At 67.8% G+C, this 24,307-nt stretch carries 26 protein-coding genes; 13 read left to right on the forward strand and 13 right to left on the reverse strand.

Going from position 1 to position 24,307, the window contains the following annotated elements; all coding sequences use genetic code 11:
• Together ACVN9Z_RS05305 and gpmA are read right to left on the reverse strand one after the other, a co-directional pair.
• Nucleotides 1-1,590, reverse strand: coding sequence for a murein hydrolase activator EnvC family protein (locus tag ACVN9Z_RS05305; protein WP_020926011.1), 1,590 nt, complete (start codon nt 1,588-1,590; stop codon nt 1-3).
• A 5-nt stretch (nt 1,591-1,595) separates the two neighbouring features.
• Nucleotides 1,596-2,348 (reverse strand): 2,3-diphosphoglycerate-dependent phosphoglycerate mutase, encoded by a 753-nt coding sequence (gene gpmA / locus ACVN9Z_RS05310; protein WP_006389944.1) that lies wholly within the window; start codon nt 2,346-2,348, stop codon nt 1,596-1,598.
• Nucleotides 2,349-2,509: 161 nt separating this feature from the next.
• Between gpmA and ACVN9Z_RS05315 the strand changes: the two genes are divergently transcribed.
• The 5 genes from ACVN9Z_RS05315 to ACVN9Z_RS05335 all read left to right on the forward strand — a co-directional run bounded on the left by ACVN9Z_RS05315 (nt 2,510) and on the right by ACVN9Z_RS05335 (nt 5,986).
• On the forward strand, nt 2,510-2,932 hold the full coding sequence (locus ACVN9Z_RS05315) for a rhodanese-like domain-containing protein (protein ID WP_006389943.1): 423 nt from the start codon (nt 2,510-2,512) through the stop codon (nt 2,930-2,932).
• A gap of 50 nt (nt 2,933-2,982) precedes the next feature.
• Nucleotides 2,983-3,252 (forward strand): glutaredoxin 3, encoded by a 270-nt coding sequence (gene grxC, locus ACVN9Z_RS05320; protein ID WP_006389942.1) that lies wholly within the window; start codon nt 2,983-2,985, stop codon nt 3,250-3,252.
• A gap of 49 nt (nt 3,253-3,301) precedes the next feature.
• Complete coding sequence (secB, locus tag ACVN9Z_RS05325; RefSeq protein WP_006389941.1) at nt 3,302-3,850, forward strand: protein-export chaperone SecB; 549 nt, start codon at nt 3,302-3,304, stop codon at nt 3,848-3,850.
• A gap of 18 nt (nt 3,851-3,868) precedes the next feature.
• The gene (locus ACVN9Z_RS05330) at nt 3,869-4,918 is read left to right on the forward strand and encodes an NAD(P)H-dependent glycerol-3-phosphate dehydrogenase (RefSeq protein ID WP_047992067.1); all 1,050 of its coding nucleotides are present in this window, start codon (nt 3,869-3,871) and stop codon (nt 4,916-4,918) included.
• 72 nt (nt 4,919-4,990) lie between these two features.
• Complete coding sequence (locus tag ACVN9Z_RS05335; protein ID WP_458213209.1) at nt 4,991-5,986, forward strand: Bug family tripartite tricarboxylate transporter substrate binding protein; 996 nt, start codon at nt 4,991-4,993, stop codon at nt 5,984-5,986.
• 85 nt (nt 5,987-6,071) lie between these two features.
• On the opposite strand, the gene ACVN9Z_RS05340 is transcribed toward ACVN9Z_RS05335, so the two are convergent.
• A complete protein-coding gene (locus ACVN9Z_RS05340) occupies nt 6,072-6,542 on the reverse strand; it encodes a tRNA (cytidine(34)-2'-O)-methyltransferase (protein ID WP_458213210.1) in 471 nt (156 codons plus the stop codon).
• 131 nt (nt 6,543-6,673) lie between these two features.
• Nucleotides 6,674-7,384 (reverse strand): ComF family protein, encoded by a 711-nt coding sequence (locus ACVN9Z_RS05345; protein WP_458213211.1) that lies wholly within the window; start codon nt 7,382-7,384, stop codon nt 6,674-6,676.
• Between the two features lie 90 nt (nt 7,385-7,474).
• On the opposite strand from ACVN9Z_RS05345, the gene ACVN9Z_RS05350 reads away from it, so the two are divergent.
• Nucleotides 7,475-8,407 carry a methyltransferase domain-containing protein gene (locus tag ACVN9Z_RS05350; RefSeq protein ID WP_020926005.1) on the forward strand — a complete coding sequence of 311 codons (933 nt, stop codon included), beginning with the start codon at nt 7,475-7,477 and terminating at the stop codon, nt 8,405-8,407.
• A gap of 69 nt (nt 8,408-8,476) precedes the next feature.
• Here ACVN9Z_RS05350 and ACVN9Z_RS05355 read toward each other — a convergent pair whose 3' ends face one another.
• From ACVN9Z_RS05355 to rsmB, 7 genes are all read right to left on the reverse strand, one after another.
• Entirely contained in the window at nt 8,477-9,721 is a 1,245-nt protein-coding gene (locus tag ACVN9Z_RS05355) for a YbdK family carboxylate-amine ligase (protein WP_006389935.1), read from the reverse strand.
• Between the two features lie 387 nt (nt 9,722-10,108).
• Nucleotides 10,109-11,578 carry a TrkH family potassium uptake protein gene (locus ACVN9Z_RS05360; RefSeq protein ID WP_020926003.1) on the reverse strand — a complete coding sequence of 490 codons (1,470 nt, stop codon included), beginning with the start codon at nt 11,576-11,578 and terminating at the stop codon, nt 10,109-10,111.
• Between the two features lie 55 nt (nt 11,579-11,633).
• The gene (gene trkA, locus ACVN9Z_RS05365; protein WP_020926002.1) at nt 11,634-13,013 is read right to left on the reverse strand and encodes a Trk system potassium transporter TrkA; all 1,380 of its coding nucleotides are present in this window, start codon (nt 13,011-13,013) and stop codon (nt 11,634-11,636) included.
• Complete coding sequence (locus tag ACVN9Z_RS05370) at nt 13,010-13,699, reverse strand: response regulator (RefSeq protein WP_006389931.1); 690 nt, start codon at nt 13,697-13,699, stop codon at nt 13,010-13,012. The genes trkA and ACVN9Z_RS05370 overlap by 4 nt, the downstream gene beginning before the upstream one ends.
• An 11-nt stretch (nt 13,700-13,710) precedes the next feature.
• Complete coding sequence (locus tag ACVN9Z_RS05375) at nt 13,711-16,032, reverse strand: sensor histidine kinase (protein ID WP_024070648.1); 2,322 nt, start codon at nt 16,030-16,032, stop codon at nt 13,711-13,713.
• Nucleotides 16,029-16,619 carry a DUF4390 domain-containing protein gene (locus ACVN9Z_RS05380; protein WP_006389929.1) on the reverse strand — a complete coding sequence of 197 codons (591 nt, stop codon included), beginning with the start codon at nt 16,617-16,619 and terminating at the stop codon, nt 16,029-16,031. The genes ACVN9Z_RS05375 and ACVN9Z_RS05380 overlap by 4 nt, the downstream gene beginning before the upstream one ends.
• A gap of 41 nt (nt 16,620-16,660) precedes the next feature.
• Nucleotides 16,661-17,998, reverse strand: coding sequence for a 16S rRNA (cytosine(967)-C(5))-methyltransferase RsmB (rsmB, locus tag ACVN9Z_RS05385; RefSeq protein WP_458213212.1), 1,338 nt, complete (start codon nt 17,996-17,998; stop codon nt 16,661-16,663).
• Nucleotides 17,999-18,128: 130 nt separating this feature from the next.
• On the opposite strand from rsmB, the gene ACVN9Z_RS05390 reads away from it, so the two are divergent.
• Nucleotides 18,129-18,761, forward strand: coding sequence for a LysE family translocator (locus ACVN9Z_RS05390; RefSeq protein ID WP_006389927.1), 633 nt, complete (start codon nt 18,129-18,131; stop codon nt 18,759-18,761).
• Nucleotides 18,762-18,912: 151 nt separating this feature from the next.
• Nucleotides 18,913-20,229: a 30S ribosomal protein S12 methylthiotransferase RimO gene (gene rimO / locus ACVN9Z_RS05395; RefSeq protein WP_006389926.1), complete on the forward strand. Its 1,317-nt coding sequence runs from the start codon at nt 18,913-18,915 to the stop codon at nt 20,227-20,229.
• 54 nt (nt 20,230-20,283) lie between these two features.
• On the opposite strand, the gene ACVN9Z_RS05400 is transcribed toward rimO, so the two are convergent.
• Nucleotides 20,284-20,601: a DMT family transporter gene (locus ACVN9Z_RS05400; RefSeq protein WP_006389925.1), complete on the reverse strand. Its 318-nt coding sequence runs from the start codon at nt 20,599-20,601 to the stop codon at nt 20,284-20,286.
• Nucleotides 20,602-20,696: 95 nt separating this feature from the next.
• Between ACVN9Z_RS05400 and ACVN9Z_RS05405 the strand changes: the two genes are divergently transcribed.
• Nucleotides 20,697-21,083, forward strand: a complete 387-nt coding sequence (locus tag ACVN9Z_RS05405; protein ID WP_006389924.1) for a winged helix-turn-helix transcriptional regulator — start codon at nt 20,697-20,699, stop codon at nt 21,081-21,083.
• A gap of 55 nt (nt 21,084-21,138) precedes the next feature.
• Here ACVN9Z_RS05405 and ACVN9Z_RS05410 read toward each other — a convergent pair whose 3' ends face one another.
• Complete coding sequence (locus tag ACVN9Z_RS05410; protein ID WP_006389923.1) at nt 21,139-21,699, reverse strand: ferritin-like domain-containing protein; 561 nt, start codon at nt 21,697-21,699, stop codon at nt 21,139-21,141.
• A gap of 227 nt (nt 21,700-21,926) precedes the next feature.
• Between ACVN9Z_RS05410 and ACVN9Z_RS05415 the strand changes: the two genes are divergently transcribed.
• Genes ACVN9Z_RS05415 through ACVN9Z_RS05430 form a run of 4 tightly spaced genes read left to right on the forward strand, consistent with a single transcriptional unit; the run spans nt 21,927 to nt 24,300 of the window.
• Complete coding sequence (locus tag ACVN9Z_RS05415) at nt 21,927-22,529, forward strand: LOG family protein (protein ID WP_006389919.1); 603 nt, start codon at nt 21,927-21,929, stop codon at nt 22,527-22,529.
• A 22-nt stretch (nt 22,530-22,551) separates the two neighbouring features.
• Nucleotides 22,552-23,112 (forward strand): hypothetical protein, encoded by a 561-nt coding sequence (locus ACVN9Z_RS05420; RefSeq protein WP_458213213.1) that lies wholly within the window; start codon nt 22,552-22,554, stop codon nt 23,110-23,112.
• A gap of 20 nt (nt 23,113-23,132) precedes the next feature.
• Complete coding sequence (locus ACVN9Z_RS05425; RefSeq protein WP_020925997.1) at nt 23,133-23,759, forward strand: HAD hydrolase-like protein; 627 nt, start codon at nt 23,133-23,135, stop codon at nt 23,757-23,759.
• Nucleotides 23,760-23,784: 25 nt separating this feature from the next.
• Nucleotides 23,785-24,300, forward strand: coding sequence for a class IV adenylate cyclase (locus tag ACVN9Z_RS05430; protein ID WP_060720947.1), 516 nt, complete (start codon nt 23,785-23,787; stop codon nt 24,298-24,300).
• Nucleotides 24,301-24,307: the final 7 nt, after the last annotated feature.

Genomic DNA, 24,307 nt, shown 5'->3' on the forward strand with positions numbered 1-24,307 from the left:
TTACTGGGCCAGCCACTGGGCTGGATCCACAGGAGCGCCGCGATGGCGAATTTCAAAGTATAGGCCGGATTCCACTTGGCCGCCGGTTGCTCCTACCGAAGCAATAGTATCCCCCGCCGCGACGGAATCGCCCACCCGTTTGAGCAGACTTTGGTTGTAAGCATAGACGGTCAGATATTGCTGGCCATGATCCACAATGATGAGATTGCCGAAACCCCGCAGCCAATCGGCGTAGACCACCGTGCCGGGCGCCACCACCTTCACCGGCGTTCCTTCGGGCGCGCGCAGCACGATACCGCGCCAGACGCCGCCATCCGGACGGTCGACCCCGAAACGGCCCTGCACCTGGCCGCGCACGGGTGCCGCCAGGCCATGGCGCAGGCCATTGCCGCCGCCGACCGGCGCGGCGCGCGTCGCCTGTTGGCTGGGCGCGCTGCGGGTTTGAGTGGCGGGCTCTTCCACGGGTTCCGCCTTTTTGGGGGGCTCCGCGGGTTTTGCCGGCGGCGTCTCGGCCGGGCCGGTCAGGCGGGGATGGCGCGAATCGGCCGGGCGCAGGCCGGCGGCGTCGGGATCGGCCACGGCGACCGGGCCACGGCCCTGGCGCGACGCGGCCTCGACCTGTTCGCGGGCGGCGGCGGCCTCGCGCGCGTCGCGGTCACGCCGGGCGCTGTCGGCCGCGGCCTTGTCGGCGGCCGCCTTGCGGTCGGCTTCCGCCTTCCGGCGGGCTTCCTCGGCACGACGGTCGGCCTCGGCCTTCTTGCGGGCCTCTTCGGCGCGCCGGGCTTCCTCGGCCTTGCGGGCTTCCTCGGCGCGACGCCGCGCCTCTTCGGCCTTGCGGGCCTCTTCGGCCTGCTTGATGATGGCCGCGTCCAGGTCGGTGATCAGGCGCGACAGGCGCTGGTCGTCACGCCCCAGCTTGTTCGCTTCGGCGCGCTGGGCGGCGATCTGGCCTTCCAGCTGCGCCAGCAGCGTGGCGCGTTCTTTCTGCTGGGCCACCAACGCGGTCTTTTGTTCGGAGGTTTCGGCGACCAGCTTTTCGATCTCGGCGCGGCGGGCATCGGCGCGGCCCTGCAGGGCCGCCAGGCGGTCGATATCGGCGCGCAGCGCCTCGACCGCGCGGGCCCGGGCCTGGGAGACATAATCCAGGTAGCCCAGGTTGCGCCCCAGCACCTGGGGATCATCGCCGGACAGCAGCGCGGTCCAGGGCGACAGGCCACTGGTGTATTGGGTGCGCAGCTGGTCGGCCAGCTCGACCCGGCGCTTGGCCAGCACCGCCTGCTGGGCCGTGATCTGTTTTTCCAGGCCGGACAGGTCGGCCGCCGCCTGGCGGTTGGCTTCGGCCAGTTCCTTCAGGCGCAGGTTGATCCTGGAAATCGCCGATTCCGACTGTTTCAAGGCATCGGCGGCTTCCTTGCGGGCGGCTTCGCGCGTATCGATGTCCTTCTGCAGGTTTTCGATACGGTCGCGCAGCTGCGCCTGCTGCTTCTCGGCATCGGACTGGCGGCCGGCGAGATCGTTGGACACGGCGCCCGCCGGCAGCACTCCACCGGCCAGCATGACCGCCAACAACCACCCCGCCATGCGCACCATGGATATCAGTCCTTCTTAGCCTTGCCCTGGGCCGCGACGGCGGCCATGGCCGCCTCGATCTCGGCGGCATCGCCCAGATAATAGTGGCGGATGGGGCGCAGGTCATCATCCAGTTCATACACCAGCGGCTGGCCGGTGGGGATGTTGAGGTTGACGATATCGTCGTCCGACACGTTGTCCAGGTGCTTGATCAGGGCGCGCAGGCTGTTGCCGTGGGCGGCGATGAGCACCTTGCGGCCGGCGCGGATGGCCGGGGCGATGGACTCGTTCCAGAACGGCAGCACGCGCGCCACGGTGTCCTTGAGGCACTCGGTGGCCGGCAACTGGTCGGCCGGGATCCGGGCGTAGCGGCTGTCGAAGCGCGGATGGCGCTCGTCGTCCAGCGACAGGGGTTCCGGCGCGATGGCGTAGGCGCGGCGCCAGATCAGCACCTGCTCGTCGCCGTACTTGGCGGCGGTCTCGGCCTTGTTCAGACCCTGCAGGGCGCCGTAGTGGCGCTCGTTCAGGCGCCAGTTCACGCCCACCGGCGTGTACATGGCGTCCATGGCGTCCAGGGCGATCCACAGGGTGCGGATGGCGCGCTTGAGCACCGACGAGTAGGCCAGGTCGAAGGTGTAGCCTTCCTTCTTGAGCAGTTCGCCCGCCTTGCGGGCCTGTTCGCGGCCGGTTTCCGTCAGGTCGACGTCGGTCCAGCCGGTGAAGCGGTTTTCCAGATTCCACTGGCTTTCGCCGTGGCGCATGAGAACGAGTTTGTGCATGGTTTGGCAGGCGTGTAACGCGGGTTAAAGTTGCGGAATGCGCTCATTTTATAATTGAGCGATTTTGCCCTTGATTTTGCCCCGGCGCACCCGTCGATTTCGCGGCGCGGCGCGTCAGGGTTCGCCCTTACCAGGCTAGACGCCGCACTTCAGGATGCCCCGTGGACCTTCTGCAATTCTTGCTCGATAAAAACAACATCTTCATTGTCGCCGTAACCCTCGTTTCCGGCGTCATGCTGGCCATTCCCGCCCTGCGCAAGGGCCGCACCGGCTCGGCCGTCAGCACCACGGAAGCCATCCAGATGGTCAACCAGCGCCAAGCCGTGTGGGTCGACGTGCGTCCCGCCGAGCAGTTCCAGGCCGGCCACATTGCCCAGGCACGCAGCTTGCCGGTTGCCGACCTGGAACAGAAAGCCGCCTCGCTGCCCAAGAACAAGCCGCTGGTCGTGGTTTGCGACAATGGCCGCGATTCCGCCCGCGCCGCCGCCAAGCTGCGCGCGCAGGGCTTTGCCGACGTCGTGCCGCTCGAAGGCGGCATGCGCGCCTGGCTGGCCGCCAGCCTGCCGGTCACCCAGAAGGGTTGAACCGGCGCGGCGCGCCCCCATATTACTGACAGAATCCGCCTGGAGCGCCTATGAACAAAGTTGTCATGTACAGCAAGGACTATTGTCCCTATTGCGCCCGCGCCAAGGCGCTGCTGGAGCAGCGCGGCGTGACCGACCTGGAAATCATCCAGATCGACCGTGAACCCGGCCAGCGCGATCGCATGATCGAACGCACCGGCCGGCGCACGGTGCCGCAGATCTTCATCGGCGATACCCACGTCGGCGGTTGCGACGACCTGATGGCGCTGGACCGCTCGGGCGGCCTGGTGCCCATGCTCAACGGCTCAGGCCCCGGCTGACCGCCTGGCCATTCGCCCCTTTTTGCCCCTCCCACCAACGGAAACACTCATGGCTGATCAAGACCAAAACACCCAGCAAGAAGGCGGCAACGACGCGCCCTCGTTCAATCTGCAGCGCGTCTACCTGAAAGACCTTTCGCTGGAAATGCCGAACGCGCCCCACGTCTTCCTGGAGCAGGAAGCGCCCCAGGTCGAGGTGAGCATCACCGTGGGCGGCCAGCGCCTGGCCGAAACCGTGTTCGAAACCACGGTCACCGTCACCGTCACCACCCGCGTCAACGACAAGGTCGTGTACCTGGTCGAAGGCACTCAGGCCGGCATCTTCGAAGCCGCCAACATCCCCGAAGAGCAGCTCGATCCGCTGCTGGGCATCGTCTGCCCGACGATGCTGTACCCGTACCTGCGCGCCAACATCGCCGATGCGATCACCCGCACCTCGATGCCGCCGCTGCACCTGACCGAAGTGAACTTCCAGGCCCTGTACGAGCAACGCCTGGCGGAACTGCAGCAACAACAGCAAGGCAATGCCAACGGCAATGGCAATGGCAATGGCAGCGACTCGGGCATCATCCTGCCCGCCAGCGCCACCCGCCAATAAGGCGATCCGCGGCGCCCCATGAACCAACCCACTCCGCCCGGCCTGCGCGTCGCCGTCCTGGGCGCGGGCAGCTGGGGCACCGCGCTGGCGGCGGCCGCGAGCCGCCGCCAGCCCACCGTACTCTGGGCGCGCGATCCGGCGCAGGCCGCCGACATGGCCGCCCGCCATGAAAACGCGCGCTATCTGCCCGGCATTGCGCTGCCGCAGACCCTGACCCTTTCCTCCGATCTCGACGCGACCCTGCGCAGCCTCAAGCAGGACGGCGCGGCGGGATTGATCATCCTGGGCGTACCGGTGGCAGGCCTTGCCGCCACCTGCGCCGAACTGGCGCACCGCCTGCCCGCCCTGGGCCTGCAGGACACACCCATCGTCTGGACCTGCAAGGGCTTCGAGGCCGACACGGCCCGGCTGCCGCATGAAATCGTGCGCGAAGCCCTGCCGGGCGCCATCGGCGGCGCGCTATCGGGCCCGTCGTTTGCCCGCGAAGTCGCGCAGGGCCTGCCCGTGGCGCTGACCGTCGCCAGCGGCAACGCTGCCCTGCGCGCCGCCACCACCCAGGCCCTGCACGGCGCCGCGCTGCGCGTCTACGCCAGCGCCGACCTGGTCGGCGTGGAAGTCGGGGGCGCGCTCAAGAACGTCATCGCCGTGGCCTGCGGCATCGGCGACGGCCTGGCGCTGGGCACCAACGCCCGCGCCGCGCTGATCACGCGCGGCCTGGCCGAAATGACCCGTTTCGGCGTCGCCCTGGGCGCGCAGGCCGAAACCTTCGCCGGCCTGACCGGCCTGGGCGACCTGGTATTGACCGCGACCGGCGAACTGTCGCGCAACCGCCGCGTGGGCCTGGAAATCGGCGCCGGCCGCAAGCTGGCCGACATCCTGGCCAGCGGCGTCACGGCCGAGGGCGTACGCTGCGCGCGCGCCGCGCTCGAACGCGCCCGCGCCATCGGCGTGGAGCTGCCCATCACCGAGGCCGTCTGCGCCGTGCTGTTCGAAGGCGTGGCGCCCATGACGGCCGTCTCCGCGCTGCTGGCGCGCAATGCCCGCGACGAGCACGGCGACGGCGGCTGAATCGCCCGAGCCGCCGGGCCCTATTCCCAGTCTTCCATAACAACACCACGCACGACACCCTGGAGACACCCCATGACGCACACCCGCAAGTTCCGGGTCGGCCGCCTGTTGCGCAGCCTCTGCCTGAGCCTGGCGGCCGTCCTGCCAGCCGCCGCTCACGCCGACTGGCCAGATCGCCCCATCCACATGGTGGTGCCATTCCCGCCCGGGTCGTCGCCGGACATCCTGGCGCGCACCATTTCCGAACCCCTGGCCCAGGCCCTGGGACAACCCATCGTCATCGACAACAAGCCCGGCGCCGGGGGCAACATCGGCACCCGCATCGTGTCCCAGGCCAAGCCCGACGGCTACACCCTGCTCTATACGATCAACGGCCCGCTGGTCACCGCCCCCACGCTCTACAAGAAGACGCTGGGCTATGACCCGCTGCACGACCTGGCGCCCGTGACGCTGGTCGGCACCAGCCCCAATGTGCTGACCGTGCCCGGCAACCTCAGGAACGTGGACTCGGTGCGGGACTTCGTTCGCATGGTGAAGGAGCACGGCAGCTCGCTCAATTACGGTTCCGTCGGCCCCGGCAGCTCGGCCCATCTCGCCATGGAAATGTTCAAGGAACGCGCCGGCATCGACATGGCGCACATCCCCTACGCCGGCTTCCCGCAGGTGATCAGCGCCATCATCGGCGGCGACATCCAGGCCGGTTTCATGGTCCCCGCCATCGCCGTGCCGCAGACCCGCGACGGCAAGGTCAAGGTCCTGGCCGTCACCAGCCTGCAACCCAGCGACACCCTGCCGGGCATCCCGACCATGGCCGCGCAGGGCTACCCGGACTTCGAGGCCATCTCCTGGAATGCCATCCTGGCCCCCGCCGATACCCCGACGCCCATCATCGAGCGCCTGAACAGCGAACTGACCCGCATCATCAACAGCGACACGGTCCGCAAGCAGATGGCGCTGCAGTACTTCACCCCCGCCGCCTCCACCCCCGAAGCCCTCACCGTCCGCATCCGCGACGAAAAGGCCCGCTGGGACCAGGTCATCCAGAAACTCAACCTGTCGCTGGACTGACCCCGCCGCCATCCCGCGCGCATGCCAAGGCGCGGCTCGATAACCTGCCCCCGCCCGACGGCGGGGCTGCCAGGCTCATCCAGGCCTAAACGCCGCCTTCATACCCCTGCTGCCGCCAGGCCTCGAATACCGTCACCGCCACCGCGTTCGACAGGTTCAGGCTCCGCTGGCCGGTCCGCATCGGCAATCGCAGCCGCTGCTGCGGCGCAAACAGCGCGTGGTGCTCGGCCGACAACCCGGCGCTTTCCCGCCCGAACACGAACACATCGCCCGGTTCGAAGCGGACGTCGCCCACACTGCGCTGCGCCTGGGTCGTCAACGCGTAGATATGCGAGACGGACGCGCCGGTGTCGTCCAGCGCCTCCTGCAAGGTGTCGTGCACTCGCACCGGCTGCCATTCGTGGTAATCCAGCCCCGCCCGCCGCATGCGGGCATCGTCGAGCTCGAATCCCAGCGGACGCACCAGGTGCAACTGCGCACCGGTATTGGCGCACAGGCGGATCGCATTGCCCGTGTTGGGCGGGATCTCGGGACAGACGAGGATGACGTGGAACATGGTGAACGAGCGGAAAGACGTTGAAGACGGGCTGGCGGCCGGAGCCGCGTTGGAGCGATTGTCGCCGATTTGGCGGCCCGCTTCCCCCGGCGCTTGGCCGCGCGCGTAAGCCGGTGCAACCACGCGGCGGGTCAGCGGCCGCGCGGCGTGCGCGCCGCCACCAGCACCGTCACGCTGGCCGCCCCCGCCGCCAGCAAGGCGCGGGCGGCGGCATCCGCGGTGCTAGCCGTGGTCATGACGTCATCCACCAGGCCGACATGGCGGCCGCGCAGATCGCGCGGACAATGGAACACCCCGCGCGCGCCGGCCAGCCGCGCCTGGCGCCCCAGGGCCGTCTGCCGGGGCGTTTCGCGCCGCCGCCGCAGCGCCGCCCGCAACCATGGCCAACCCAGTTGCGCCGCGAGACTACGGGCGATCTCGGCCGCCGGGTTCATCCCGCGCCGGCGCAGCGAGGCACGGCTGGACGGCACCGCCACCAACAGCAGCGCTTGCGCCGGCGGCTCGCACCACACCGCATGTGCCAGCAGGCGCGCCAGCACCGGCGCAGCGCTAAGTCGCAACTGGGTCTTGAGCTGGCCGATCAGCGTATCGGCCGGCGCCTCGTAATCGAACGCGGCGATCGTGCGCACGAAAGCCGGCGGCCGCGCCAGGCAGGCGGTGCAATGCAAGGCATCGGGCTCCAACCGCAAGGCGCAGCGCGGGCAGCGCGGCGCGAACGACGCATCGGCGAGGTCGGTTTCGCAGCCCTCGCACAGCCTGGCGCCCGCGACACGCGCTCCGCACAGCGGGCAGTCGCAAGGCACCTGGGCCAGCAGGCGCCGCCCCATGGCCTGTAGGGACAATCGGCCGCCGCGGCCGGGATGGGCAATAATGTGAGCCATCCCCCCATGAAATCATGATCCGCCCGCGGCGCCGACCCGGGCGCGACCGAAATGTCCCTGCCAGCACCCGCCACCCCGCCTTCGCTCCCCCTGGTCGCCGCCGACGTGCCGCGGCAGTTCGCCCGCCGCGGCGACCTGTCGGAGGCCCAGTTCCTGTACGGCGAGGTCGCCCGTCGCATGCTGGGACGGCTGCAGTACATCCGCGTCCAGCCCCAGGCCATGCTCGACGCCGGCTGTGGCGCCGGTGACAACCTGCCGCTGTTGCGCGAACGCTATGCCGAGGCCGCGTACACCGGGCTGGACAATTGCGAAGCCTTGCTGGAAGTCGCCCGCAAGCGCCATGCGCCCGGCGGACTGTCCGCCTGGATCGGCAAGCTGGCGCGGCGCGGCCCGGCCAACGCCTTCGTCAACGCCGACCTGGCCGCGAGCGGCCTGGCGCCCGAATCGCTGGAATTGGTGTGGTCGAACCTTGCCCTGCACTGGCATCGCGAGCCGCACGCCGTCCTGGCCGAATGGCGCCGCATCCTCAAGGTGGGGGGACTGGCGATGTTCTCCTGTCTTGGGCCCGCCACCCTGCGCGAACTGCGCCAGGCGCTGGACGACGCCGGCCTGCGCACGGCCACGCCGGCCTTCGTCGACATGCACGACTTCGGTGACCTGCTGGTGGAGAATGGCTTCGCCGATCCGGTCATGGACCAGGAAATCCTGACGCTGACCTACCGCACGCCGGAAAAACTGCTGCAGGACGTGCGGGCGCTGGGCGGCAACCCCGCTGCCGGCCGCCGCGGCGGCCTGGTGGGACGGGACTGGCGCGATCGCCTGTGCGCGGCGCTCGAAGCGCAGCGGCGGCCGGACGGGGTCATCGCCCTGAGCATCGAAGTGGCCTATGGCCATGCGTGGCGGGCCGCCACCCATCGCGGTGTGGCGGGAGAGACCCGCCTGTCGGTCAGCGCCATCGGCGGCCGGCAGCGCGGCACGCCTTGAAAGACACCGCCCCGGCGGCAACCCCGGGAAGGGGCGCCTGCCGGGGCCGGTAAAGCCAGAACTACCCCTTTAGTGCAGCCGTTCGGGCAGCGTCACCGTCACGCCCGGTTCCGCCGCCGACAAGGGTTGCATGGGCTCGGAGTTGGCGCGGATGCGCCGCCGCAACACCGCGGTCGGCTCGGCCGGCGCCGCCGCCTGGGTTGACTCGCCGCGCCAGGCTTGCGACATCGACTCCACCACCAGCGGCAGATCGCGCAGGCGATGGAACTGGCTGCGCAACCAGCGCGCATCGTTGCCGCTGCGCATGGCCTCATCGCGCAACGCCGCGATCATATCCCCGGTTCCCAGTTCTTCGGCCACCGGCATCAGCCGCTGGAACAAGGCGCGCAGGTGGTCCATCAGGCGCAGGCGCTGGCCATCCGGCGTCACGTAGCTGCCTTGCAGGCCGAAACGGCAGGCCTGGAAATGATTGCTGCGGTAGGACAGCCAGGCCTTGTCACTGGGATCGTCCTCGCGCATCAGCAGCACCGCGAGCGCCTGGGCGAACGCCGCGATCTGGCAGGCGCGCTCGACGGTCAACGGCGTGTCGCAGACCCGGATTTCCACGGTGCCGAATTCCGGTTTGGGACGGATGTCCCAGTATAGGTCCTTGATGCTCTCGGCCAGGCCGTAGGCGCGCAGCTGCGCCAGGTGCGCCTCGAACTGGTACCAGTCCTTGACCTCGGCCGGCATGTGGCCAGCCAGCGGGAAACTGTTGACCGCGTTCAGGCGTGAGCACGAGAACAGGGTATCCACGCCTTCGCAATACGGCGACGAGGCGGACAAAGCGATGAAGTGAGGCACATAGGGCGAAAGCCGGCGCAACAGTTTGATAGCTTCGTCGCCGCTTTTCACGCCCAGGTGGATGTGCTGGCCGAAAACCGTAAATTGACGCGCCAAGTAACCATACATTTCGGCCAGGTACTGGAAGCGCGGCGTATCCGAAATGGAGCGTTCCTGCCAGCGCATGAAGGGGTGGGCGCCGCCGCCCGCCACCGAAACGCCGACGGCATCGGCCGCTTCGACCAGGGCATCGCGCATTTCGCGCATTTCGGCCAGCAGGCCCATGGGGTGCTCGTGCACCGAGGAATTCAATTCAATCATGGACCGCGTGATTTCCGGTTTGACGCGGTCGGCAATGGGATGGTTGGCCATTTGGGCCAGCAGTTCGTCAGAAGCTGCGGTCAGGTCAAAACTGCGGGGGTCGATCAGTTGCAGCTCGAGTTCGATGCCCAGGGTGTTGGGGGCCGACGAAATGAACGGGATCTGTTCCATCTCGGACTCCTTCGGATATGTGATGAGGGGATGCGCCGTTCGACCTTGAAGCCCGGTAACTTCCCGGGGGGCGCTAGACGGCGGCTTGTGACTGCATAATAGCCGCAGGTTTGTGGCAAAACGAATGTAAATCGTGACATTTGTGTGCAACATCGCGATGCATTCGGTTTTGCCCTATACGACAAAGTGAGCGAGCACTCACAACGTAGGGATGGCGGGGCTCGCCGGCCTGCGAAGGTCGCAGGCGCAGGCTGGACGGGGCTTTTCGTTTGGGGTGGGATAACCCTTACAAGGGTTATCCCCAAGCAAATTCGCTCGCTTCGGCCGGGCGTCAGGTCACTCGCGCCCGACGGCACGCCGCTGCCGGGCCGGATCCGGAATGCGCCGCTATTTGCGCCAGAAAATGGGCGTGAACAGCACCAGCACCGTCAGCAATTCCAGGCGGCCGATCAGCATGGCGAAGGTGCACACCCAGATCTGGAAGTCGGACAGCACGGCGAAATTGCCCATGGGCCCGACCGGGCCCAGGCCGGGACCGGTGTTGTTGACGCTGGCGAACACGGCCGAGAAGGCCGTGATCGGGTCCAGCCCGGACAACAGCAGCAGGCTGGTGAAGACGGCGATGGACAGGCCGTAGAACAGCATGAACGCCAGCACCGACGACATGGTCCGCGCTTCCACCGCGCGGCCATTGATGCGCACCGGGCTGACCGCATGCGGGTGCAACATTGTTACCAACTCATTGCGAGCCTGCTTGACCAGCAGGATCGCCCGGATCATCTTGATGCCACCGCCCGTCGACCCGGCCGAGGTGGCAAACCCCGACAGCAACAGCATCGTAAGCGGCGCAAACAACGGCCACTGGGCGAAATCGGTGTTGGCGTAGCCGGTGGTGGTGGCCATGGAGATGGTGTTGAACATGCCATAGCGCAGCGCCTGCAGCGGCTCCTGGTAGACGCCTTTGACGTACAGGAACACCGAGATCACCAGGCCCACGCCCAGCACCACCACCAGGTAGGGAATGGCTTCCGGGCAACGCAGGTAGGCGCGCGGGCTGCGCTGGCGGAAGGCGTTGAAATGCGTGGCGAAGTTGATGCCGGCGATCAGCATGAACACCATGGCCACCATTTCCACGGCCACGGAATCGAAATGGGCGAAGCCGTCATCCCAGGTGGAAAAGCCGCCCAGCCCCATGGTCGTGGCCATGTGGCACCAGGCCTCGAACCAGGACAGGCCGACGGCCCGGTACGCCAGGAAGCACAGGATCGAAAACGCGAAGTACACCGCGTACAGCGCCTTGGCGGTGCTGGCGATGCGGGGCGTCAGCCGCTCGTCCTTCATGGGGCCGGGCGTTTCGGCCCGTACCACCTGGTGGCCGCCCACGCCCAGCAGCGGCAGGATGGCCACCGCCAGCACCAGGATCCCCATGCCGCCGATCCAGATCAGGGTGGCGCGCCACAGGTTGATCGAGGCGGGCAGCGCATCCAGATTGGTCAGGACGGTGGCGCCAGTGGTCGTCAGCCCCGACATGGCCTCGAAATACGCGCCGGTGAACGACAGCGGCAGGCCGGCGCGGTGGAAATAGATCAGCAACGGAATCGCCGCCAGCAGCGGCAGCCCGGCCCAAACCGCCGACACCAGCACGAATCCGTCGCGCGCGCGCAGCTCGCTGCGCGAACGCCGGGTCAGTGCCGCGAGCGCCACGCCGATGCCGACGGAAATCAGGAAGCCATGCAGGAAGGCGTCGCGCGCCGCGTCGCCGCCCACGTAGGCCACGCCCAGCGGGATCAGCATGGTGAGGGCAAACATCACCATGGTCAGGCCGAGGATATGCAGGGTGGCCAGGACGCGCTTCATGCGGGAAGCCCTCCGGCCGCCGCCGGCCCGCCGGGAAGCTGGGCGCGCGGATCCATCAGAAGAACGACGCCGACACTTGGAACAGCTTTTCCACGCGCGGCATCTGCTTGCGCGAGGGCACGAAGACGATGACGTGGTCGTCGGTCTCGATCACGGTATCGGCGTCGGGCAGGATGATTTCGTCCTCGCGCACCAGGGCGCCGATGCTGGCGCCCTTGGGCAGGCTGATCTCGCCCACCGGCCGGCCCACCACCTTGGAATTGGAGCGGTCGCCGTGGGCGATCGCCTCCAGCGCCTCGGCCACGCCCTGGCGCAGGCGGTGCACCGCCGCCACGTCGCCGCGGCGCACGTGGCGCAGCAGTTCGCTCATGGTGGCTTGCGACGGCGACACGGCGATGTCGATATGGCTGCCCTGCATCAGTTCGCCATAGGCCTGGCGGTTGATCAGCGCGATCACCTTGCGCGCGCCCAGCCGCTTGGCCAGCAGCGACGACATGATGTTGTCCTCGTCGTCGCTGGTCAGCGCCAGCCAGGTGTCCATGTCCTCGATGTTCTCGCGTTCCAGCAGCGCCTCGTCGGTGCCGCTGCCATGCAGCACCAGCACGCTGTCGGGCAACTGCGTGGCCAGGTATTCGCAGCGCTTGAGGTCGCGCTCGATGATGCGCACGCTGTAATTCTCTTCGGCCAGCGCGCGCGCCAGCCGCAGGCCGATATTGCCGCCGCCGGCGATCATCACGCGGCGCACGGCCTTCTCGGCCTCGCGCAGCTGGCGCACGGCGCGGCGGGCATGGCGCGTGTCCACCACCAGCACCACTTCGTCGCCGGGCGCGATCACGGTGCCGGAGCCGGCCCGCAGCGGCCGGCCGCCGCGCAGCACGTCGATCACGCGGGCGGTGACGTCGGGCCAGACCTCGCGCAGCTTGTCGACGGGATGATGCGCCATCGGGCTGCCATGCCCGACGCGGACGGTCACGACGCTGACGCGGCCCTCGGCGAATTCGACCACCTGCAGCGCCTCGGGAAACTCGATCAGGCTGTGCAGGTAGGTGGTGACGCTGCGCTCGGGGCTGATGATGGCGTCGATGCAGAAGCCCTCTTCGCTCATCAGTTCGGGATATTCGGCGATTTCGCCCGATCGGATGCGGGCGATGCGGCGTGGGATGTTGAACAACTGGCGGGCGATCTTGCAAGCCACCATGTTGGCCGCGTCGGAGGCGGCGCAGGCGATCAGCAGGTCGGTATCGGCGGCGCCCGCGCCCTCCAGCACCGATACCTGCGAGCCGTCGCCGTGGACGACGCGCAGGTCGAAATGTTCTTGCAGGTATTGCAGCTGGGCCGGATCCGAATCGATCACCGTGATGTCGTTCTGCTCGGACACCAGGTTTTCAGCCACGCTGGTGCCTACGCGACCAGCGCCGATGATCAGGATCTTCATGCGCCCCGTTTGCGCGCCGATTCAATGCCCAATTGCTTGAGCTTGCGATACAGGTGGGTGCGCTCGAGGCCGGTGCGTTCGGAAACGCGCGTCATGCTGTGGCTTTCGCGGACCAGGTGGTATTCGAAGTAGATACGCTCGAATTCATCGCGCGCCTCGCGCAGCGGTTGGTCCAGCGAGATGCTGCCCAGCTGGCCGTTGGCGGTGACCGGAACCTCGTTGGCGGGGGCAGCCGACAACGCCGGCGGATCGAGTTCGTCTTCGAGGGCCACGGTGGCGCTGGCCGTCGCCGGCGCCGCCACGGGCGCCGGATGCGGCACCCGGCCGCGGGCCAGGCCGGCCGCCACGGTCTTGAGCAGGCGTTGCAGCGTGATGGGCTTTTCAAGGAAGTCCATGGCGCCGATGCGCGTGGCCTCGACCGCCGTGTCGATGGTGGCGTGGCCGCTCATCATGATGACCGGCATGTCCAGCAGGCCTTGCGAGCCCCATTCCTTGAGCAGGCTGACGCCATCGGTATCCGGCATCCAGATGTCCAGCAGCACCAGATCGGGACGCATGCGAAGGCGCGCGGCGCGCGCTTGCGCCGCGTTTTCGGCCAGTTCGACCGTATGCCCTTCGTCGTAAAGGATTTCCGACAAAAGCTCGCGAATACCGACTTCGTCGTCAACCACCAGAATTCTGGCCATAAAGCATCCACCTATTGCGTAGCCGCATTATCCTTTTCTTGCGCGGTCGCGTCCATAGTATCGGCCCCGGGCGCAAGCCGGGTCAACAAGATGGAGATCCGCGCGCCGCCTTCCTTGCGATTGGCAAGGTCGATCCGACCGCCATGCTCTTCCACGATCTTGCGTACGATTGCCAATCCTAACCCAGTCCCGTGGGACTTGGTGGTTACGTAGGGCTCGAAGGCGCGCTGCATGACCTGCGGCGGGAAGCCCGGGCCGGTGTCGGCGACCGTGAAACGCAGGGCCTGCTGGTCGGCGCGGTCGGGCTGCTCGCTGCGCATCAGCTGGGTGGTAACGCTGACCCGGCCCTCGCCGCCCTTCTCGGCGATGGCGTCGCGGGCGTTGGACAGCAGGTTGTGGATCACCTGGCGCAGCTGGGTCGGATCGCCCTCGATGGCCGGCAGGTCGGCGCCCAGGCTGACGTCCAGGTTCAGCGCCTTGCCCGACGCCGAACGCACCGAGGGGGCGCCGTCGGGCTCCCAGCCGTACAAGGACAGCACGTCCGCCACCAGGGCGTTGAAATCGATGCGCTGCATCACCGCCGGCGGCGTGCGGGCGTATTCGCGGAAATCGTCCACCATCTGCTTGAGCGACGCCACCTGGTTGACGATGGTGTTGGTGGACCGCTCGACGATCTGGGCCTCGGCCGGTTGCAGCTTGCCCTCCAGCTTCATCGCCAGGCGCTCGGCGGAGAGCTGGATCGGCGTCAGCGGATTCTTGATTTCGTGGGCCAGGCGGCGCGCCACCTCGCCCCAGGCCACCGTGCGGTTGGCCGAAATGACCTCGGTGATGTCGTCGAACACCACCAGGTAGCCGTTGCCACGGCCATCGACCCGCAGGTGGGTGCCGCGCGCCAGCAGCGTCAGCGCCTGCGGCCCGTTGGGCGTGTCGCCCTGCTTGGGGGCGATCTCGAACTGCTGCTGCCAGTGCTGGCGTTCCGAACCCACCGCCGCGTGGGTGGAAAACGCCTGCCGCACGACATTCGCGAATTCGAGCATGCCGTCCACGGTTTCCAGCGGCCGCCCGATCACCGAGCGCAGGTCGGCCTGCAGGATGGTCTGGGCGCCCTGGTTGACGGTGGTGACGCGGAAGGACTCGTCGAACACCAGCACCCCGGAAGACAGGTTCGACAGCACGCTTTCCAGGTAGACGTTGGAGCGCTCGAGCTGCTGGCGGTTGCTTTCGACCATGCGGCGGGCCTCGTCGAGCTGGCGCGTCATGGCGTTGAATGAACGGGTGAGCTGGCCGACCTCGTCGCGTTCGGGCGGCTCCGGCAGCGGACGGTAATCGCCCACGCCCACGGCCTGGGTGCCGCCGGCCAGGCTGAGCAGCGGCCGCACCAGCCGCTTGGACAGCGACAGCGCCACGGCGATGGCGCCGAAGGCGGCCAGCAGCAGCGCCAGGGTCAGCGTGATGCCATAGAGCTTGCGCAGGCCCAGCCGCGACAGGGCCAATTCCTGGTAGTCGCGAAAGCCCTGCTGCACCAGGTTGGCGTTGTGCGCGATTTGCTCGGGCACCGGCTGCAGCAGCTGCAGCCAGCGCGGCTCGGAGGCCGCGCCCAGCAGGTTGTCGTAGCGGTCGGGCCCGGTCAGCGGGATCACCACGCGCAGATGCAGGCCGCCGTCCACGCCCGGCTTGACCGGATCGTCGGCCTCGGCGGCCGAGTAACCCCGCGACAGGCGCAACTGGTTCATGACGGTGGGCGGCGGCATGGCCGGCAGCAGTTGACCATACTGGCTGGTGGAGAATGCCACCATGCGACCGCTGCCGGTGAAGACCATGGCTTCCTGCACGCCGTTGGCTTCGCGCAGGCGGGTCAGGGCCAGCGTCACGCCGGTGTCGGAATTGCGGTTCAGTTCCGCGGCCATGGAGCGCGCCCGCGCGTCCAGGTCGGCCAGCAGCGAGTCGAGCGCGGCGCGGCCGAGGTTCAGGCCGGCCTCGAGCGCGCTATCGACCCGCACGTTGAACCACGACTCGATCGAGCGCGACATGAACTGCACCGAGACCGTGTAGATCAGCGCGCCGGGCACCACGCCGATCAAGGCAAAGGCCAGCGAAAACCGCGCGGTAAGCCGGGCGCCGAACTGCCGGCGGCGGATCTGCCGCGCCAGCCGCACCGTCAGCGCCACCACCCAGACGAACAGCGCCAGGGCGAAAATGCCGTTCAGAATCAACAGCGTGTCGTAATAGCGGGCAAAGCGCGAGGCATTGCCGGTGGACCACGCCAGCAGGCCCAGCAACGCCAGGCCGCTCACGGCGCCGACCATCAAGGCCAGCCGAAGCAGCAGCCTCATGAGGGGTCTTTCTCCTTGTCACCCAGCGTGAACGAAAAATCGGTCCACGGCGTCGCCTGGATCCAGGAACTGCTGTTCAGGGCATTGACCTGGAAGGGCCGCGGCAGCAGCGACGTGTCCAGCCGCAACCGCAGCTGGCCGCCATAGACCACGCCTTCGTCGAACTCGTCGGCGTCGGCCACCTGCCAGTTGCGGACGTGGCGGATGACGCTCATGGCATCGTCCAGCGATGCCACGGGGAAGGAAAGCTCGCCCACCCCGGCGCGCCACTGGCGCGTCAGCGCGTTGTAGATCACGCGCCAGGTGCGCGAGGTATCCACCAGGGATTTGTCGAACCACCACCAGCGCTCGCGCGTGATGGTCAGGTCGGCGGTGAAATACAGGGGCACGCCGCGCTGGGCGGCGTCTCGCAATTGCGGGTTCAGTTCGAATTCGATGTCGGCATCGATTTCAAGTTTGTCGCCACGCACCACCGGTTCGACCCGCGCCACTTTCGGCTCGGATCCATGCGCCTGGCCGGCCGGCACCAATGACAGCGCGGCAGATGCGAACAACAACCCGAGAAATAAGCGTGAAATGATGGACATACGACACCAGAACCCCCGTCATGCCCCCTATTCTTGGCGATTCACGACTGCTTGGCAAACAAGGCGTAGAAAAACCCATCGTGCTGCGCCGCGGGTGTTGCGTCGACAGCAACTGGCAGCAATTGCCCCGGCGCCTCCAGGCGCCGGGCATCGGGATGGCGCTGCAGGAATTCCAGCGCCTGGCGCGTGCCTTCGATCGGGAATACCGAGCAGGTCACGTACAGCAGCCGGCCGCCAGGCGCCACGGTCTGCCAGAGCGCGTCCAGGATGCGGGTCTGCAGCGTGGCGGTGCGGCGCAGGTCGTTTTCGCGACGCAGCCAGCGGATGTCGGGGTGGCGCCGCACGATGCCCGATGCGGTGCAGGGCACGTCCGCCAGCACCGCATCGAACGGCCGGCCGTCCCACCAGGCGTCCAGATCGGCGGCGTCGGCCGCCTGCAACCGCGCCCGCTCGCCGGCTAGGCGCAGCCGGTCCAGGTTCTGGCCGACCCGCGCCAAGCGCCCGGCATCGGCGTCCAGCGCCAGCAGGTCGATGTCCGCCAGCTCCAGCAGGTGCGCCGTCTTGCCGCCGGGCGCCGCGCAGGCGTCCAGCACGCGCATGCCGTCGACCGGCGCCAGCAGCTCGGCCGCCAGCTGGGCGCCGGCGTCCTGCACCGACCACCAGCCCTCGGCGAAGCCGGGCAGTTGCGCCACGGGCCGGGGCGTGGCCAGCACCAGGCCCGCCACGCCGACGGGCTCGGCCGCCAGGCCGGCGTCCCGGAACGCGGCCAGCACCTGCTCGCGGCTGGCGCGGCGGCGGTTGACGCGCAGGGTCAGCGGCGCCGGCAGGTTGGCGGCACGCAGGATGTCCTGCCATTGCTGGGGATAGGCCACGCGCAGTTGCTTGACCCACCAGCCCGGATGGTTCCATTCGGCCTCGGGGCTGTCGGCCACCGCGGCCGCCAGCGCCTCGCGTTCCCGCAGGAAGCGGCGCAGGCAGCCATTGAGCAGGCCCTTGAACGAGGCCAGGCTGCGGTTCCTGGAGGCGGCCGTGACGGCCTGGTCCACGACGGTGTGCGGCGCGTACACGGGCATGCCCGGCAGCGCGGCCGCGGCCTCTCCCTCGGCCCGCAGCAGGGTCAGGGAGACCAGCAGCAGCGACTCGAACAACACGTTGGGATAGCGCTGCACCAACTCGCGGCCGACCGCGTCGGCCCAGCCCAGATAGCGCATGGCGTGGAACGACACCGCCTGCACGGCCGGTCGCAGCGGTCCGTCGACGTCGGCCAGCGCCTCGGTCAGCGACCGCCCGTCCAGGACTTGCTCCACGACGCCCGCGCTGGCAAGCAGGACGGTGGACAGCGGGGGGGCCAGATGAGGGGGGGCGGAACGCGTGGACATGGCAGGAAATCAAAGGACAAGACCGCTATGGTAGCCCGGCGCGGCCTTTCCTCGCCGCGACGGCCGGCCCCGGAGCGCTGGACGAACCCGGCCGGGCGCGTCACACTGGCCGCTTGCCTCGGAGCCCGCCATGTCCACCGCCACGCTGCTGCTGTTCATCCTGGCCTCGGCCGTCGCCATCGTGACGCCCGGCCCGACCGTCCTGCTCGCCATGAGCAACGGCTCGCGCCACGGCGTGCGCACCGCCTGCTGGGGCATGGGCGGCGCGGTACTGGCGGATTTCATTCTGGTGGGCGCGGTCGCTTCCGGCCTGGGCGTGGTGCTGGCCGCCTCCGAAGTGGCCTTCCATGTCATCAAGTGGGCGGGCGCTGCCTACCTGGCCTATCTCGGCTGGAAGATGCTGCGCTCGGACGCCGCGCTGGTGCTGCCGGCCGCCGAACCCGGCGCCGCGCGGCCGGTGGGCCTGAAGCTGGGCCTGCGCAGCTTCGTGGTGGCGCTGACCAACCCGAAGGCGCTGCTGTTCATGTCGGCCTTCCTGCCGCAGTTCATCAATACCCAGGCGCCCCTGCTGCCGCAATACGCCACCGTGGCCGCCGTGCTGGCGCTGATGAACATCCTGACCATGCTGGCCTACGCCACCCTGGGCGCGCAGCTGGTGCGAGCCTTTCGCGGCTCGGGCCTGCGCTGGCTGAACCGGGTCTGCGGCTCGCTGATGATCGGGCTGGCCGGCACCCTGGCGCTGTACCGCCGCAGCGGCGCCTGACGCCCGGCGTCGCCCTGCTCCGATATTAGGGACGCACACCAGCCGGGAATCGCCCTCGGCGACCCGCTAAAATAACGGCCCCCCGCCCTGCCGCGCTAGAATTGCGCAGTATTTGATCACTGGCGCCGGCTCGCGCCCACCGAGGTATTCCATGTCTTCCCCCAAAGTCGGCTTCGTCAGCCTGGGCTGTCCCAAAGCCCTGGTCGACTCCGAACGCATCCTGACCCAACTGCGCACCGAAGGGTATCAAGTCACGCCCGAATACAACGACGCCGACGTCGTGGTGGTCAACACCTGTGGTTTCATCGACAGCGCCAAGGCCGAGTCGCTGGAAGCCATCGGCGAAGCGCTGGCCGAGAACGGCAAGGTCATCGTCACCGGCTGCATGGGCGTCGAGGAATCGGTGATCCGCAATGTGCACCCCAGCGTGCTGGCCGTGACCGGCCCGCAGCAGTACGAGGAAGTGGTGCGCGCCGTGCACGACGCCGCGCCGCCCAAGAAGGACCACAACCCCTACCTGGACCTGGTGCCGCCGCAGGGCGTCAAGCTGACCCCGCGCCACTACGCCTACCTGAAGATTTCGGAAGGCTGCAATCACCGCTGCAGCTTCTGCATCATCCCGTCGATGCGCGGCGACCTGGTCAGCCGCCCGGTGGGCGACGTGCTCAGCGAAGCCGAGCGCCTGGTCAAGGCCGGCGTCAAGGAACTGCTGGTGATCTCGCAGGACACCAGCGCCTATGGCGTCGACGTCAAGTACCGCAGCGGCTTCTGGAACGGCCGCCCGGTGCGCACCCGCATGACCGAGCTCTGTACGGCCTTGTCCGAAATGGGCGTCTGGACGCGCCTGCACTACGTCTACCCCTACCCGCACGTGGACGAAGTGATTCCGCTGATGGCCGAGGGCAAGATCCTGCCCTATCTGGACATCCCGTTCCAGCACGCCAGCCCGCGCATCCTCAAGGCCATGAAACGCCCGGCGTTCGAGGACAAGACGCTGGCACGCATCAAGCAGTGGCGCGAGACCTGCCCCGACCTGACCATCCGTTCGACCTTCATCGTCGGCTTCCCCGGCGAAACCGAGGAAGACTTCCAGTACCTGCTGGACTGGATGCAGGAAGCCCAGCTCGACCGCGTCGGCTGTTTCCAGTATTCGCCGGTCGAAGGCGCGCCCGCCAACCTGCTCGACAATCCGGTGCCTGACGAGGTCAAGCAGGAACGCTGGGAACGCTTCATGGAAATGCAGCAGTCGATTTCCACCGCCCGTCTGGCGCGCAAGGTCGGCCGCGAGATCGAGGTGCTGATCGACGAAGTGGACGACGACGGCGCCGTGGGCCGCAGCGCCGGCGACGCGCCGGAAATCGACGGCTGCGTCTACGTCAGTTCCGACCGCAAGCTCAAGGCCGGCGACCTGGTGCGCGCCCGCGTCACCGACTCCGACGAATACGACCTCTGGGCCGACACGGTCTGAGCGCCATGTTGCCGGCGGCGCCCGCCGCCGGCAGGAAGCCCCAGCCCCTGCGGCTCAGGCCTCCAGTAGCTTCAGGCCCGCCACGCCGCCCACGATCAGGGCGATGCACGCCAGGCGCGCGACGGACGGCGAATCGCCGAACAACACGATCCCCAGCACCGTGATGCCCACGGAACCGATGCCGGTCCACACCGCATAGGCGGTGCCGGCGGGCAGGTGCCGCATCGCCAGGGTCAACAGGAAGATGCTGCCCAAGGCCGCGGCGATGCCGATGGCGCTGGGCCAGAACCGCGTCCAGCCGTCTGCGTACTTCAACGCCAGCGCCATCACGATTTCCACCGCGCTCGCGGCCAACAGGATCCACCAGGCCATCGCGGCCTCCCTTCGATATTGGAATGCGGCAAGCTTAGGGCCTATAGTTACCCATACACAAGTACGCACCTTTTGGTAACCATGAAAGGCTCGCCATGGCTGTCTCTTCCTCTTCATCGGCGGACGTCTTCGACGCCGCCTGTCCGTCGCGCCGCGCGCTCGAACTGATTTCCGGCAAGTGGGTGCCGCTGGTGCTTCCCGCGCTGGCGCGCGGCCCGCTGCGCAACAACGAACTGCTGCGCAAGCTGGGCGGCATCTCGCAGAAGATGATGACGCAGACGCTGCGCGACCTGGAACGCCACGGGCTGGTGCGGCGCGAGGACATGCGCACCGTGCCGCCGCACGTGCGCTATCACCTGACCGAGCTGGGGAAATCGCTGAATGTGGCGCTGGTGGCGCTGGATCGCTGGGCCGAAAGGCACCATGCGCAACTGGACGCGGCGGCGCGCCGCCATGACGCGGCGGCCGCGCGCGCCGGCTGATCACAGCCAGCCGGCGCGTCCCGGGCGGACGGCCCGCCCTCGGCCGGCGTCGGCCTTAATGCTTGGCCAGAAAATCAGACATGTCGTCGGCGTGCTCTTCCTCGACCGCCAGGATTTCCTCCAGCAGGCGACGCGTGGTCGAATCCTGCTCGCCGATGTACTCGATCATCTGGCGGTAGCTGTCAATGGCAATACGCTCGGCGATGAGGTTTTCCTTGATCATTTCTTCGAGCGTGCTGCCCTCGACGTACTCGGAATGGCTGCGTTCGAGCAGGCCCTTGGGCGACAGGTTGGGCTCGCCGCCCAGCTGCACGATGCGTTCGGCCAACTTGTCGGCGTGCTCCTGTTCCTGGGTGGCGTGCTCGGCGAATTCCGCCGCCACCGGCTCGGCGTTCAGGCCGCGGGCCATGAAGAAGTGGCGCTTGTAGCGCAGCACACAGACGATTTCCGTGGCCAGCGCTTCGTTCAGCAGCTTGAGCACGGTCTTGCGGTCGGCGCGGTAGGTGTCGGTGACGGCGCCGGACTCGATGTCCTGGCGCGCCTTGGCGCGGATCGCCTTCACATCCATGTCGAAGGGGCGGCTTGCCTGTTCGCGGTTACGGGTCGTGTTTTCCATATCGTTAGCTCCTTTTGGGTTAGCAAGACGACGCTGGATTTCCAGTCGTTCCGAACAACCCAGTCTACCGGCCACGCAAAAAGATGCTGTGTCCAAACATTGCCCATGGCCCCGGATCGGCCTTTCACGCGCCGCGCAAAAACGCGTTCGGCGCTTCTCGTAAACTATCGGCTTCCCGGACGGCCCGTGACGCAATCTGTAACGGGCCCGGCAATAAGTAGCTTCATATGACCCTGAAGAACATCTGCGTGTATTGCGGCTCCAATCCCGGCGCGCGCCCCGACTATCTGGAACAGGCCCGCGTGCTGGCCCGAGAACTGGTCAAGCGTGACCTGGGCCTGGTCTACGGCGGCTCGATCGTCGGCATCATGGGCGTGATCGCCAACGAGGTGCTGGCGGGCGGCGGCCGGGTGATCGGCGTGATCCCTGAACTGCTGCAAAAGAAGGAACAGGCCCATCGCGGCCTGACCGAATTGCACCTGGTGCAAAGCATGCACGAGCGCAAGGCCATGATGATGGAGAAGGCCGATGGCTTCATCGCGCTGCCCGGCGGCGCCGGCACGCTGGAGGAATTCTTCGAGGTCTGGACCTGGGCCCAGCTCAGCATGCACCAGAAGCCCTGCGGCCTGCTCAACATCGCCGGCTACTACGACGCGCTGATGCAGTTCGTCGACCACGCCGTCGACGAAGCCTTCATGCGCCCCCAGCACCGCGACATGCTGGTGGTGGAAAGCGATCCCGCGACGCTGCTGGACCGCTACGCCATCTACGAGCCGCCCAACGTCTCCAAGTGGTTCGAGCCGGTCAAGCCCGAGCATCGCGCCCCCTAACCCGCCCCAAGGAAAGCCCGCAATGTCCAACGGTTCGTCGTTCCCCGCCAGCACCGAGTCCGTATTGCGCGATTACTTCCACGCCAAGGACGAAAACCGTCCGCACTACATGGCCCGCGCCTTCGCGCCGCAGGCCGTGCTGAAGATGGCGCTGCGCACGCAGGCCATTGCGTTTCCGCCCGAATCCCACGGCCTGGCCGCGATCACCGACACACTGGTGCGCAAGTTCGGCCAGACCTACGACAACGTCTACACCTTCTACCTGGCGCGGCCCGAAGCCGATGCGCGTCTGTCCGATTATTCCTGTGACTGGATCGTCGGCATGACCGAAAAAGCCACGGGCAACGTGCGCGTGGGTTGCGGTCGCTACGACTGGACGTTCCAGCCCGAGCCCTACCGCGCCTCGCGCCTGACCATCACTATCGAGACCATGGTGACCCTGCCTCCTGGCGACGCCGACGCCGTCTTCGGCTGGCTGCTGGCGCTGGACTACCCCTGGACCAACGCGCAGCGCGTGGTCGCCGGCGCCCCGCCGCTTGAAGACCTGGCGCCAGTGGTGCAGTATCTGCTTCACCCCATGTAGCTCGGCATCGGATTGTTTACTTGAAATACGACATCGCAGCCTTCGACTTCGACGGAACCCTGGCCGATACCATGCCCTGGTTCAATTCCATCCTGAACACGGTCGCGGACAAGTACGGTTTTCGCAAGATCGACGCCGCCGAACGCGACCAGCTGCGTCACCGCGACGCCGCCGAGATCCTCAAATTCCTCGGCATCCCGCTGTGGAAGCTGCCCGCCATCATGGCGCACGTGCGCACCCTGATGCAGGAGATCGATCCCAGCGTGCACATGTTCGACGGCATTCCCGACGCGCTGGCCCGCCTGAAGGCCGCGGGGGTGCGGCTGGCGGTGGTCAGCTCCAATTCGCTGGAAAACGTGCGGCGCGTGCTGGGGCCCGACACCGCGGCCCTGTTCGACGACTACGAATGTGGCACCGACCTGTTCGGCAAGGCGGCCAAGATCGACCGGCTGCTCAAGCGCCACGACACCGCGCCGGAACGTTTCTTGCTGGTCGGAGACGAAATGCGCGACATCGACGCCGCGCGCAAGGCGGGGGTCAGGGTCGGTTCCGTGGCCTGGGGCTACAACCACGTGGACGCGTTGCGCGAGCGCGGCCCCGACGAATTGATCATGCAGGTCGCCGATCTGCCCGCCGTGCTCGCTTGACGCGGCTTTCGCCCCGGAGGCACCCATGGCACGCAACATCGAGATCAAGGCGCGGGTGGCCAGCCTTGCCGCCATCGAATCCCTGGCGGCGGCGCTGTCCGGCAAGGAGCCGGTCGCCATCGCGCAGGACGACACCTTCTTCGCCTGTCCCGATGGCCGTCTCAAGCTGCGCGCTTTCAGCGACGGCACGGGTGAACTGATCTTCTACCGCCGCGCCGACGACACCGGGCCCAAGGAAAGCTTCTACGTCATCTCGCCGACGTCGTCGCCGGACACGCTGCGCGATGCGCTGGGGCTGGCCTACGGCGTCATCGGCCGCGTGCGCAAGCAGCGCCTGCTGTTCATGGCCGGCCGCACCCGCATCCATCTGGACCGGGTCGAGGGACTGGGGGAATTCCTGGAACTCGAAGTGGTGCTGCGCGACGGGGAAAGCGCCGAGGCCGGCATGGCCGAAGCGCGGGAACTGCTGGCCAGCCTGCGGATCGCCCCGGAACAGCTGGTGTCCGGCGCCTATCTGGATCTGCTGGCCCAACGGGGCTGAACCCGGC

This window comes from Achromobacter sp. KK8 (genome assembly GCF_054188005.1).

Bases quoted from the DNA above. Each gene is read 5' to 3' on its own strand.
- trkA (WP_020926002.1), bottom strand. From the start codon at position 13,013: ATGAAGATCCTGATCATCGGCGCTGGTCGCGTAGGCACCAGCGTGGCT.
- ACVN9Z_RS05350 (WP_020926005.1), top strand. From the start codon at position 7,475: ATGTCCCTGCCAGCACCCGCCACCCCGCCTTCGCTCCCCCTGGTCGCC.
- ACVN9Z_RS05380 (WP_006389929.1), bottom strand. From the start codon at position 16,619: ATGTCCATCATTTCACGCTTATTTCTCGGGTTGTTGTTCGCATCTGCC.
- rsmB (WP_458213212.1), bottom strand. From the start codon at position 17,998: ATGTCCACGCGTTCCGCCCCCCCTCATCTGGCCCCCCCGCTGTCCACC.
- ACVN9Z_RS05305 (WP_020926011.1), bottom strand. From the start codon at position 1,590: ATGGTGCGCATGGCGGGGTGGTTGTTGGCGGTCATGCTGGCCGGTGGA.
- ACVN9Z_RS05415 (WP_006389919.1), top strand. From the start codon at position 21,927: ATGACCCTGAAGAACATCTGCGTGTATTGCGGCTCCAATCCCGGCGCG.
- rimO (WP_006389926.1), top strand. From the start codon at position 18,913: ATGTCTTCCCCCAAAGTCGGCTTCGTCAGCCTGGGCTGTCCCAAAGCC.
- ACVN9Z_RS05370 (WP_006389931.1), bottom strand. From the start codon at position 13,699: ATGGCCAGAATTCTGGTGGTTGACGACGAAGTCGGTATTCGCGAGCTT.
- grxC (WP_006389942.1), top strand. From the start codon at position 2,983: ATGAACAAAGTTGTCATGTACAGCAAGGACTATTGTCCCTATTGCGCC.
- ACVN9Z_RS05390 (WP_006389927.1), top strand. From the start codon at position 18,129: ATGTCCACCGCCACGCTGCTGCTGTTCATCCTGGCCTCGGCCGTCGCC.
- ACVN9Z_RS05420 (WP_458213213.1), top strand. From the start codon at position 22,552: ATGTCCAACGGTTCGTCGTTCCCCGCCAGCACCGAGTCCGTATTGCGC.
- ACVN9Z_RS05355 (WP_006389935.1), bottom strand. From the start codon at position 9,721: ATGGAACAGATCCCGTTCATTTCGTCGGCCCCCAACACCCTGGGCATC.
- ACVN9Z_RS05405 (WP_006389924.1), top strand. From the start codon at position 20,697: ATGGCTGTCTCTTCCTCTTCATCGGCGGACGTCTTCGACGCCGCCTGT.
- ACVN9Z_RS05375 (WP_024070648.1), bottom strand. From the start codon at position 16,032: ATGAGGCTGCTGCTTCGGCTGGCCTTGATGGTCGGCGCCGTGAGCGGC.
- gpmA (WP_006389944.1), bottom strand. From the start codon at position 2,348: ATGCACAAACTCGTTCTCATGCGCCACGGCGAAAGCCAGTGGAATCTG.
- ACVN9Z_RS05360 (WP_020926003.1), bottom strand. From the start codon at position 11,578: ATGAAGCGCGTCCTGGCCACCCTGCATATCCTCGGCCTGACCATGGTG.
- ACVN9Z_RS05330 (WP_047992067.1), top strand. From the start codon at position 3,869: ATGAACCAACCCACTCCGCCCGGCCTGCGCGTCGCCGTCCTGGGCGCG.
- ACVN9Z_RS05400 (WP_006389925.1), bottom strand. From the start codon at position 20,601: ATGGCCTGGTGGATCCTGTTGGCCGCGAGCGCGGTGGAAATCGTGATG.
- ACVN9Z_RS05410 (WP_006389923.1), bottom strand. From the start codon at position 21,699: ATGGAAAACACGACCCGTAACCGCGAACAGGCAAGCCGCCCCTTCGAC.
- ACVN9Z_RS05335 (WP_458213209.1), top strand. From the start codon at position 4,991: ATGACGCACACCCGCAAGTTCCGGGTCGGCCGCCTGTTGCGCAGCCTC.
- secB (WP_006389941.1), top strand. From the start codon at position 3,302: ATGGCTGATCAAGACCAAAACACCCAGCAAGAAGGCGGCAACGACGCG.
- ACVN9Z_RS05340 (WP_458213210.1), bottom strand. From the start codon at position 6,542: ATGTTCCACGTCATCCTCGTCTGTCCCGAGATCCCGCCCAACACGGGC.
- ACVN9Z_RS05430 (WP_060720947.1), top strand. From the start codon at position 23,785: ATGGCACGCAACATCGAGATCAAGGCGCGGGTGGCCAGCCTTGCCGCC.